Source organism: Ensifer sp., assembly GCF_035999135.1.
GTDB lineage: Bacteria > Pseudomonadota > Alphaproteobacteria > Rhizobiales > Rhizobiaceae > Ensifer.
The window spans coordinates 1-3027 of sequence record NZ_DASYGZ010000187.1; the positions used below are offsets into that span (position 1 = coordinate 1).

The following is a 3027-nucleotide window of genomic DNA, read 5'->3' on the forward strand; positions in this document are numbered from 1 at the left end:
TCGAAGATTTTTTCTGCTGGGTCGTCATTCGTTTCAAAAACTCCCTGTTTCGCGCCGGCCATTATGGCCGGGGCCGGGTCAGTGAGGCCCGGGATAGACGGGGATACCGCCGGGTGGGTACATCCTGGTCCGTCCAAGGAACGCAAACAGCCTCATCAAACACGGTCACAACTGCTCAACGCATCGCTGCGTCTTGGGGAAAACCGTGTTTTGGAGATCGTTTGCTTTCGTGATGGTTTTCGGGCGCGCAAAAACACCCTCTGTGGATCAGTAGAAGGAACCTATCACAAAAAAGTGCCGAAATCAATAATTTGCTGCATGGCAGCCATCAAGCCACCATTCTCGCAACTGCGAGGGCAGGACCTGTTATCCCCAGCTTTGGCCCGCAAGGCCGAACGCCTTGCGCCAGCGCCGCCGAACGACCGGCGACGAAACGGCTCAGTCGCCCTGGCCCGGTTCGGCCGAGAAGAACTTGTCGTACTTGCCCTCGACGCCGTCCATTTCCTTGGCCTCCGGCATCGCATCGCGCTTGACGGTGATGTTCGGCCACTTGGTGGCGAAATCAGCGTTCAGTTTCAGCCACATATCGAGGCCCGGCTCGGTGTCCGGCTTGATCGCTTCGGCAGGACATTCCGGTTCGCAAACGCCACAGTCGATGCACTCGTCGGGATGGATGACGAGGAAATTCTCGCCCTCATAGAAGCAGTCTACGGGGCAGACTTCGACACAGTCGGTATACTTGCAGCGAATGCAATTGTCGGTCACGACGTACGTCATGAGGTACTCCAGCCGATGCTCACGTTTGATGGCAGACGGCAATCAATGGTGATCCTCGTCGTCCGCGCATGCTAGGAATGTCCGGCGCGCATAGCTGCCGAAGCAAACCCGATGCACCCAACGTGGGTCTGTCAGGTAAAGGCTTTATGGACCCTTTGCAAGAATATTCAATGCGCGAAATGCCCCCGCAAAGGCAGAGTTTTCTAATCCTCACGCCGATCGAAATCCGGCTTCAGCCGATCGGTTTCCCGCCGCTCTTTCTTGGTCGGCCGCCCGGCGCCCCGCTCGCGCGTTGCGAGCTCGTAGGCCGAGAGCTTCTCCTTCGGCTGTTCCGGGGTCAGATCCTCATAAAGGAGCCGAGCCTCTTCGAATGGCCCGCGTCGCTCCCCTGACGCAACCACGCGCACAACAAGGTCGCGCCGGTCGAGGGCGAGCCCGACCACATCGCCCGTCTTCAGCTGGAACGAGGACTGCGTCACCCGCTGGTCGTTGACCGCGACGTGACCATCCTCGATCGCCTTTTGCGCAAGCGATCGGGATTTGATCAGCCGCGTGAAAAACAGCCATTTGTCGAGACGCTGGCGTGATGCCGGGTTGGACGCTGGCTGCTTTTCCATGACCTGCCCTTATTTCTTCATCTGCTCCTTGAGAGCCGCAAGCTTGGCGAAGGGCGAATCCGGATCCACCGGCTTCTCGCGACGCGGCGGACGCGCCTCGAACTTGCCCTGTGCCTGCTTGCCGCCGCGGTCGTGACGATCATGACGTTCGCCGCGATCCTGACGCGGACCGCCTTCCGGCTTGCCGCCGTCGGAACGCTTGCCACGTGCCTGCTGGCCGCCCTTGCGCCCGCCATCACGTCCTTCGCCCTGGTTCTGACCGTGGCCATGACGCTGACCGCCGCGACGCTGCTCGCCCTGAGGACGGCCACCCTGGCGCTGGTTGTCCTGGCGGGTGCCTGGACGCCAGAGAAGGACGGGCTTGGCTTCAACCGGTTCGCCGGTCTCGGCGACAACGGTTTCAGCCGGCTGCGCCTCGTCCGAAGCTGCGGCTTCTGCATCGACAGACTGTTCGGCTTCGGCTGCGGGCGCTTCCGCGGCTGCGGCTGCGGCTTCCGTCTGCTCTTCGACGCCGTCGGCGTCCGCATCGTCTGCGGCAACCGGTTCGGAACCGACTGTGGCATCGGCCGCGGCACCGCCGTGGCTGGCGAGGAAGGCGGCGGCCTCCTCGGCCTTGACGCTGTCGGCGCGGTAGCCGAGGCCCTTCAGAATCTCCTCCATGTCGTCAGGCGTCGCCCCGAGGATCGAGAGCATCGACGTGGTCGCGGTGAAGCGACGGCCGTCATAGGCGCCTTCCGGACGCGGCTGCGTGCCGGGCTTCCACTGCAGGAGCGGACGGATGAGATCGGCCAGGCGCTCGAGAATGTCGATGCGCACGGCGCGCTTGCCGAGGAAACGGAAGCCGGCGAGCTTGTAGAAGGTGCGCTCGAAGGACGGATCGGTCACGACCGAGGTGCGTCCGGCAGCAAGCATCGGGATGAGATCGCCATAGCCGGGCTTGTCGAGACCGTCGTTCTTCAGCGCCCAGAGCAGGGTGATGAGTTCGGCCGGAGCCGGCTTCAGGAGGGCCGGCAGGAAGATGTGGTAGGCGCCGAAGCGGACGCCATACTTGCGGATCGAGGCGCGGCCGTCCTGGTCGAGCGACTTCACCTCTTCGGCGACATCGCGACGGAACAGCACGCCGAGGTTCTCGACGAGCTGGAAGGCCAGGCCCTTGGCGAGGCCTTCGAGGTCTTCGGCGCGCGAAATATCGTCGAGCGGCTTCAGGACCGTGCCGATGTGATGGTTCACGAAGCGCTCGATGCGGGCGACGACGTGCTCGCGGGCATTGGCCTGCAGCTGATCGTCGGCCAAAAGGATGACGCGCGGGCGCATGACGTGGTCGCTGGCCGAAAGCCGCGCCACGGGGTCGCCGAGCCAACGCACCAGACCATCGGACGACAGCGCCAGATCGTTGTTGCCGGAAGCATGCAGACGGGCAGCCCGCGCTTCGAACTCGAGCGCCAGCGCCTTCTGCGCCGCACCCTGCACGGCCTTGGCATCCGGGCCGTCTCCGCCGGTCGCCAGCGTAAACCGGAAACCGGTTAGTTGTCCTACGTGGTGTCCTTCGACGAAGACATCACCATTCACACTGATTTCAGCTTCCAGCATAGCATTCTCTCTCAGGCGCTTCATGAGCACAGATGTCCTGCGA

2 protein-coding genes and 1 pseudogene are annotated in these 3027 nt (G+C 63.0%); all 3 read right to left on the reverse strand.

The features are described from left to right. Positions 1–438: 438 nt before the first annotated feature. Positions 439–777 (reverse strand): ferredoxin FdxA, encoded by a 339-nt coding sequence (gene fdxA, locus VGO12_RS24680; protein WP_327515369.1) that lies wholly within the window; start codon positions 775–777, stop codon positions 439–441. Positions 778–980: 203 nt separating this feature from the next. Beyond that, positions 981–1394: an RNA-binding S4 domain-containing protein gene (locus VGO12_RS24685; RefSeq protein WP_327515370.1), complete on the reverse strand. Its 414-nt coding sequence runs from the start codon at positions 1392–1394 to the stop codon at positions 981–983. 9 nt (positions 1395–1403) lie between these two features. Next, positions 1404–3027 (reverse strand): annotated as a pseudogene (locus tag VGO12_RS24690) (helicase); the annotation flags it as partial.

What these genes read in the sequence shown, in the direction of transcription:
- fdxA (WP_327515369.1), bottom strand. Translation starts at nt 777, where the DNA reads ATGACGTACGTCGTGACCGACAATTGCATTCGCTGCAAGTATACCGAC.
- VGO12_RS24685 (WP_327515370.1), bottom strand. Translation starts at nt 1,394, where the DNA reads ATGGAAAAGCAGCCAGCGTCCAACCCGGCATCACGCCAGCGTCTCGAC.